This window comes from Methanospirillum sp., from assembly GCF_035406105.1.
Taxonomy (GTDB): domain Archaea; phylum Halobacteriota; class Methanomicrobia; order Methanomicrobiales; family Methanospirillaceae; genus Methanospirillum.
This window is the reverse complement of the sequence record NZ_DAONKG010000116.1, coordinates 1-7,718: the sequence shown is the minus strand read 5'-3', so window position 1 is coordinate 7,718 and position 7,718 is coordinate 1. Positions and strand designations below refer to the sequence as shown.

At 50.2% G+C, this 7,718-nt stretch carries 9 protein-coding genes; 7 read left to right on the top strand and 2 right to left on the bottom strand.

Annotated elements, in window-relative coordinates; genetic code table 11:
- The 4 genes from PLA23_RS08110 to PLA23_RS08095 all read left to right on the top strand — a co-directional run.
- On the top strand, nt 1–543 hold a 543-nt coding region (locus PLA23_RS08110; RefSeq protein ID WP_324474815.1), incomplete at its 5' end, for a Yip1 family protein.
- A complete protein-coding gene (locus PLA23_RS08105; RefSeq protein WP_324474814.1) occupies nt 540–1,697 on the top strand; it encodes a COG1361 S-layer family protein in 1,158 nt (385 codons plus the stop codon). The genes PLA23_RS08110 and PLA23_RS08105, both read left to right, overlap by 4 nt.
- A 1-nt stretch (nt 1,698) precedes the next feature.
- A complete protein-coding gene (locus tag PLA23_RS08100) occupies nt 1,699–2,385 on the top strand; it encodes an ABC transporter ATP-binding protein (protein ID WP_324330336.1) in 687 nt (228 codons plus the stop codon).
- Nucleotides 2,382–3,554 carry an ABC transporter permease gene (locus tag PLA23_RS08095; protein ID WP_324330334.1) on the top strand — a complete coding sequence of 391 codons (1,173 nt, stop codon included), beginning with the start codon at nt 2,382–2,384 and terminating at the stop codon, nt 3,552–3,554. Before PLA23_RS08100 ends, PLA23_RS08095 begins: the two co-directional genes overlap by 4 nt.
- An 11-nt stretch (nt 3,555–3,565) precedes the next feature.
- On the opposite strand, the gene PLA23_RS08090 is transcribed toward PLA23_RS08095, so the two are convergent.
- A complete protein-coding gene (locus tag PLA23_RS08090) occupies nt 3,566–4,540 on the bottom strand; it encodes an NOG1 family protein (RefSeq protein ID WP_324330332.1) in 975 nt (324 codons plus the stop codon).
- A gap of 332 nt (nt 4,541–4,872) precedes the next feature.
- Here PLA23_RS08090 and PLA23_RS08085 point away from each other — a divergent pair, with 332 nt between their 5' ends.
- From PLA23_RS08085 to PLA23_RS08075, 3 genes are read left to right on the top strand one after another with little or no spacing between them, the layout of a single operon-like run.
- Nucleotides 4,873–5,751, top strand: a complete 879-nt coding sequence (locus PLA23_RS08085) for a CBS domain-containing protein (RefSeq protein WP_324330343.1) — start codon at nt 4,873–4,875, stop codon at nt 5,749–5,751.
- Between the two features lie 10 nt (nt 5,752–5,761).
- The gene (locus PLA23_RS08080; protein ID WP_324330331.1) at nt 5,762–6,814 is read left to right on the top strand and encodes a DNA-methyltransferase; all 1,053 of its coding nucleotides are present in this window, start codon (nt 5,762–5,764) and stop codon (nt 6,812–6,814) included.
- Nucleotides 6,811–7,062: a PRC-barrel domain-containing protein gene (locus PLA23_RS08075; RefSeq protein WP_324330329.1), complete on the top strand. Its 252-nt coding sequence runs from the start codon at nt 6,811–6,813 to the stop codon at nt 7,060–7,062. Before PLA23_RS08080 ends, PLA23_RS08075 begins: the two co-directional genes overlap by 4 nt.
- Here PLA23_RS08075 and PLA23_RS08070 read toward each other — a convergent pair.
- The coding region (locus PLA23_RS08070) for a phosphoglycolate phosphatase (protein WP_324474813.1) at nt 7,044–7,718 on the bottom strand (675 nt) is incomplete at its 5' end. The genes PLA23_RS08075 and PLA23_RS08070 overlap by 19 nt on opposite strands.

Here is a 7,718-nt window from a genome sequence, read left to right as displayed (position 1 = left end):
TATATGATGGGGGAACTCTCTGGAAAATTATTCTCCGGAATGATGGAAGGACTTGCAACCATAGCTGCCGTCAGTGCTGCAATTTCAACATTCATCTCAACCTTTTTCATCTGGCTGATTGCAGCAGTTATCCTCTTTGGACTTCAGAAAGTCATGCAGGGGACAGGAACGTTCAAACGGGTTATGGAGATCTGTGGATATGGGATGATACCGCTCGTCTTTGCAACCATCATCTCGCTCCTCCTCTCAGCGTACTATATCCCGCAGGCAGATATCAGCCCGATCAGGTCAACCAACCCTGAAGAGATAAGCAAGGCAGCAATGTCGATGATGCTTGATCCCGCTCTTCATGAGTTCAGCATCATCTCTGCCATTATCACTATCATCTTCCTCATTTGGGTTGCAAATATCTGGTCAATCGGTGTAGAAACATGCTGTGGCCTTCAGCCAAAAAAGGCACTCATCACAGCAGGCCTTCCGGTTCTCATTTATAGTGCCTACACCCTTGCAAGCCTCCTGCTCTTCACCGGGGGCCCGGCATGAAGAAAAGGACAATATTCACATTTTTTGCCATAATTCTTCTCGTGTCCGTAAATACCGCTGAGTTACTTCCTGAGAACGAAGCAGCGGCAGCACAGGTGCAGGTAATCAACCTCTCCATTGACCCGGCGGTGCTCATGCCCTACGATATGGCCACCGTGACCATTACCCTTGCAAACACCGGAACGAAAAGTGTCGCCATATCGAGTGCACAACTGCTCTCAAAGGAGTTTAAAGTCCTCTCTGATCCGTATGGCAAGGTCGGAGCAATCGGTGCCGGGAACAGTATGAGTTTTACCTACACAATTCAGGCCGGCGGTGCATCAGGTATTTTCTACCCGGTATTCTCGGTAGACTACCGGGATGCAAACTTCCTTCGGTACCCGTTCAGGGTGCTTGTCCAGGAAAACCCGCTTGAGGTCTCGGTTCTCAATAAACCAGAGACCTTTGTAACCGGAAAGAAAGAGGACATCACCATCCATATCGGCAATCCGCGTGATAATCAGGTCACCGGTGTTACCGTCATCCCCCAAACCGGAGAACATGAGATCACACCCACCTCATACTTTTCCGGTGTTCTTGCCCCTGACAGTTCGGTTGATATCCCCTTTTCAGTTACCCCATACGGTGATTCGCCAATTGAATTTACTGTGCAGTACCAAAACGGTATCAACCAGCATGAGATTTCATATACTCTCCCGGTAGAGACCGGGAAAAAAAGCAGGAAACAGGCCGATACCGTTCTTTCAAACGTGCAGGTGAATACAGAAAAGGATTACTACCGGGTGACCGGGGATGTTACGAATTCCGGCCTTGAAACGGCAAACGCAGTAGTGATAACCTCTGTTGATCCGGCTGTCCCCGTGTTTCCGTTCAAAGTGTATGCAGTCGGAGCGCTCAAACCAGATGACTTTGCCAGCTTTGAGGTGACCTTCCGGGCAGATGAAAATGTCACCGAAGTACCACTCCGGGCATCGTTTAAAGATAATGACGGGAATGAATTCTCTTCAGACACCCTCGTCGAACTAGATAGCGGGAGAGGTCCCAAACCAAAAAAAGATGAGGAAAGATTTTCACCGCTGATTATCGGAGTCGTCGGAGCTCTGGCACTTGGCGTACTCGGTGCCGTCTGGTACAGCAGAAGAGCACGGGGATAAGATGGATCGGCAACCGGTGATCATCTTCTCCGATGTCACCAAGATCTACCCCCTTGCTGCAGGAGATGTCGTGGCGCTTGACCACCTCTCACTTGAGATCAGGAGGGGTGAATTCATTGCCATTATGGGACCTTCAGGGTCAGGAAAGTCAACCCTCCTCAATATGATAGGATGCCTGGATGTTCCCACCTCCGGTGAGGTGATGATTGACGGAAAAAGCATCCGGTCCATGACGGATGATCAGCTGACCGAACTCCGCCGGGATGTTCTCGGATTTATCTTCCAGCAGTTCAACCTGATCCTCCTCCTCAACGCCCTTGAGAATGTCCAGTACCCGCTCATTCTGAAGACCGGAGAGACCGGGTGTACAGACCGGTGCAAAGAAGTGCTTGCCGCCGTTGGTCTGGCACCAGATCTCTGGCATCACCGGCCGGGGCAGCTCTCCGGCGGTCAGCAGCAGCGGGTTGCCATTGCCCGGGCCCTGGTCAATGATCCGGAGATCCTCCTCTGTGATGAGCCAACCGGGAACCTGGATACAAAGACAGGAACAGCTATCATGCACCTTCTCACCCGTCTGTGCAGGGAACAGGGAAAGACGATCGTCATGGTCACGCACGATCCCCGGACTGCGGAGTTTGCAGACCGGATCATCCTGATTGAAGACGGCAGGATCAGGGAGGAGGCATGAGCAGTCAGCGGCTTTTCTTCAGTCTTGCAGTCAGAAACCTCCAGATACACTGGCTCCGGTCACTTCTCGCGGCCATCGGTATCATCATCGGGGTTGTAGCCATCTCATCCATGGGCATCTTGGGAAACAGCCTGGTGTTGTCAGTATCCGACTCCCTCACCGATGTCGGTGACTCGGTCGTGGTAACGCCCCATGTCTCATTTCAGGGAATGACCAGTACCGGGACTGACAAACGGATAACAGACCGGCAACTGGAACAGATCCGCAGGGCATCGGGGAATAATGATGTGGTCCCGGTATATGCAGGCGGTGACAGAATCCGTATCGGCCGGGAGATCCTTGCCGCCTCTATCTACGGAGTGTCCCCACCGGATATACCAAAGCTCTTAACTCTTGAGACTGGTCAGTACCTCCGGGGAGCTTCCGGTGTCATGGTCGGGGCTAAAATTGCCAAAGAAAACAACCTTGCCGTCGGATCACGAATACTGGTCGGTGATGAGGAGGCTGGGGTACGGGTGGTCGGCATCCTGGCAGAGCGGGGCATGGGATTTGATATCAGTCCGGATTATGCCATTATTGCATCCGATCAGTGGTATAAGGACTTTTACGACGTGAAAGGATATGATCAGGTTATTGTAAAGGTACGGGATCTGAAGGATATTGATCAGGTTAAAAAATCCATTGAGGTCCAGCTGAACCGGCGTGAAACAGAGGTCAATGTATTTGATACCAAGGCAATCCTTGAGACTATCCTTGAGACTTTTGGGAGGATATCCACGTTCACTATGGCAATCGGCGGTATATCCCTGATCGTTGCCGGTGTATCCATCTTCAATGTCATGATGATGTCAGTCATGGAGCGGTACCGTGAGATCGGAATCCTTCGCTCCATCGGGACAAAACGAGCTGAGGTGAGGAGCATGTTCATCTATGAATCCCTGATACTCGGGATTTCAGGTTCTGTTATCGGAGGAATACTCAGTTTTCTTGGTGGCTATGCAGCAATTGCAGTTATGCTTCAGGAGACATCATATCTCTTCGCATTTTCAAGCCTCATCCAGATACCCTATGGAATGATCTTTGGTATTGCAACCAGTATCCTGTCAGGATTGTACCCGGCATGGAAGGCATCGGACCTGCGGCCAATTGATGCACTCCGGCACGAGTAACGAAAAACGATTCAGACCTGATGTTCTTCAGGTTCTTTTGCTTTTTTCGGTTCCCAACCGGCCTTGTGGACCAGCAGGGCATCGAGAATCTCCTGCACCCCTTCCCCGCTACCGGTTGACATCGCGGGATATCCGGGGATAGTCGTAATATCAGCCTTGTTTGAGACAACGACAACCGGAACATGAACCAGACTCTTAACCTCCCTGAGCAGGCTCATCTGGTCTTCAAGCGGATAGCCGCAATGAGCACTTGGATCAAGGATGAACAGGATCACATCGGCGATATTCACAATGGCTGATAAAGCCTGCCGCTCGATAGCATTTCGTTCCATCCCCGGCCGGTCCAGAAGACCCGGCGTGTCAATCAGCTGGATCTTTTCTCTTCCTGAATAATAGTGACCGACGATGATACCTTTGGTAGTAAAGGGGTATGATGCCACCTCCGGTTCTGCGGAAGAGACTCTGCGGATAAATGACGATTTGCCAACATTGGGAAATCCGGCAACCACGATGGTAAACGAGTCCTCAACCGTCGGGAGTTTTCTGAGCACATTGCGGACATCGTTTAAGAAGAGCAGATCATCCCCGATCTGGTGGACAACGGATGAGAGACGGGCGATTGCTTTTTTTCGTGCCACGGGTGCATTCTCCTCGGACGAATACCGGACATTCTTTGCAAGACCGCCCCGGTGATCTTTGGACCATCGGGCCGCCCAGCCGACGGCACCAAGAGACTTTTTCAGCCGGTCCGTTGTCCAGAGAATCTCGACTATATCCTGGTAAAACTGAGGCTCTTCAGATATGACAGGAAAGGACTGGATCACAGATACCAGCTTGTCATGGACCGAGAGGTAGGCTGCCTCTACAAACTCCACACTTGCCCGTTTTTTATTTGGTTTCTCCCGCATTTTCTTCGCAGCACGACGAAGGGCCCGGTCAAGCACTTCATCTGCCGTGGGAACGGTAGGGATTTTTTCAAAACTCACGATATTTCACCCGTATGTATACGCGTACAGGTATAAAGGAATCATGCTTACCTGACCATGCATACCCGCCCTTTGCTATAATTTTTTCCGGATATAATAATCGCAATGTCGCGATTCGAAATTATGAGACAAAGCCTGGGTAAAATGTTAGAGAATTCTTTTTGTTTACCGGCATCATCCAGAGAGAACCATCATGATTTATCATGGAGATACACGCAATTACATCTGACAGACCTGTACCAGCCTGTCTCACGCAAAACAGATGGAACTGGCTTTGGTATCGCTTACCAGGGAAGATCCTCCACGATGAAGGCAATTACAGGCAGATAACTATGGACCTATCTCCGATTCAAAACGACATCCTGATAACGCTCATCAGTCTGTATGAGAAAAAATCCCTCCCCATCAAAGGAGAAGAGATAGCCGACATCATCTTACGCAATCCGGGAACGGTCAGGAACCAGATGCAGGCGCTGAAAGCCATCGGACTGGTTGACGGCATTCCCGGGCCGAAAGGGGGGTACCACCCGACATCTCTTGCCTACAAGGAACTGAACTTAAAGCATGATGGGGAGACCTATGAGGTCAAGATATCACGCGATGGTGAGATCGTTCCGGGAGTGAAGGTGGGAGAGATCATCTTTACCACCCTTTCCCATGCCGATATCTGCCATGCCCAGATCCGGATCATTGGCAGTGTAAAACTCTTCAATAACGGCGATGTCATCACCATTGGACCGACCCCGGTGAATAAACTGCTTATCAAGGGTGAAGTGTTTGGAAAGGATGAGAACGAACCGGCCCTGATTGTCTCCATCCTTGAGATGGTATCGCTCCCGAAAAAACCCATCCGGGATTATATGTCAACCCCCATTAAGATGTTGTCGACGAAGAACACCCTGAAAGAGGCGATACGGCTTTTTAACACGCACCACATTCATGGCGCCCCGGTCATGGACGGAGGATTTCTTCGTGGCATTGTGACGATGTCAGACATCCTCCATGCCATTGAGCAGGATCTCCCTCTTGATACCCAGGTATGTGAGGTCATGACTGAAGATGTCGTATATGCCGATGCCTCGGTCCAGCTCTATGAGGTCATCAGAAAATTCAAGGAGCGTTCCATCGGCCGGCTGGTTGTATTTGAGGACAACAGGCCGGTAGGCATCCTGACCCAGTCTGATATCTTCCGGACACTCCCAACTAACTGAAAGGGATCATATGCGTTCTTTTTCGACATCACATGGGATTTTTTACAACGGTGACTGCATTAAGGGAGCAGTGCTCATACCAGATAATACCGTTGATCTGATCATCACCGATCCTCCGTACGGCATAGAAGGTGACAAACTCCACCAGCATTACAACCGGGATGAGTCATTTGTCACCGACGGATATGTCGAGATCCCGGCTGATGAGTATGAATCATTCACGAAGGCCTGGATCCTTCAGGCAGAACGGATTCTGCGTCCGGGTGGTTCCATCTACATCGTCTCCGGGTATACACACCTTCGGCATATCCTCAATGCACTCCATGAAACCAGCCTTGAAGAGATCAATCATATCATCTGGCGGTATAACTTCGGCGTCTTTACCAGTCAGAAGTATGTCTCATCACACTACCATATCCTCTTTTACGCAAAACCAGGGGGAAAGCGGACCTTTCACACCGAATGCAGATTCTCTCTCTTAGAGAAAGATGACAACGGGGGATCACTCAATTATCAGGACCGGGAGGATGTGTGGATCATCAACCGGGAGTATAAACCAGGAAAAGTGAAGAATAAGAATGAACTTCCCACCGCTCTTTTAAGTAAGATGATCCAGTACAGCAGCACTGAAGGCGATCTTGTCTGTGATCTCTTCCTTGGAGGATTTTCTACCGCAAAAACAGCAATCGGCCTGATGCGAAGAGCGATCGGATTTGAGATATCACCGGTCATGTTTGATGCAAAAATGGATGAGATGATGGCACTTGTGCCCGGATATCTTCTGGAGACAGCACAGACCCCGAAGGTACCGGCACGGAACAGGACCAGGAAGATATGGAGCCAGGAGGAGGTAGAACATCTCAGGATCAGGTACAACGAACTGAACCAGACCGGACTTTCCCAGAAAGAGATAAACCAGCAGTTACAGGAAGAGTTTGACCGGGGCTACTGGTCTATTGAAAAAGCCCTCAGACAGACCGGTATAAAACCAGGAAGACAGACCGAGAAACCAGCATCTGATCGGGAGATTTATTATTGGATACAACCGAAATCTGATATATGAAGTCCATACTTGCCCGCACGCTCTCACGGAAGCAGATCGTGACCAATGACGGGAAAGCAATCGGAACACTTCGCAATCTGATGGTAGATTTTGATACTGGTCTTATCACTGACCTTGTGCTTGAGCCAGATCAGTCCTTTGACACAACCGGATATACGCTGGACGGTGACCGTATGCTCATCCCCTTTGAATCTGTCAGGGATATCAAGGACTTTATCGTGGTGGATCGTTACCTTGCCAGAATGTGAGGGAAGTACGTCCTCATAATCTCAACAAAGCCTTCTCCGTACGGAACTGATGAACAATAGTCAGAGATATTCCGTACATCCTCCTGTGCATTTGCAACACAGCAGCCGGTGCCTGCAGCCTGAATCATCCCAATATCATTCTCGGAGTCCCCAATTCCAAGGAACTCCTCAGGTTTTACCCCAAGCTGCTCTGCGACAATATGAAACGTTTTCCCTTTGTCAATTCCGGCCTCATGAATATGAATGGCAAAGGTGGTGTCCATAATATCAACCGGCCATCCTGCAAGAAGTGACCTGACCTCCTCGACCGGTACATCACGGGCAAACGCAATGTCCGAATACCGTTCCTGGTGAGAGTAGAGCTCAAGATGAATCCCCTTCTTTGCATAATGCTCTTCAAGCACCTGCAGGGCCCGGAGTGCAATGTTCCGGTCCGCCATAACCTTCATTGAACCCTGAAACCCTATCCGGTACACTCCGCCGTTTTCGCCGATGAACGTCCCGCCGGTGCCGATGAGTTTGCACAGCCCTTTCAGAAGGCAGGAGGTGTTGCCGGATGAGAGCACCACCTCAATACCATGCTCCTGGAGCGTTCGTATTGTCTCTATGGCAGCAGTTGACAGCCTGCGCTTTTCATCAGTCAATGTTCCATCGAT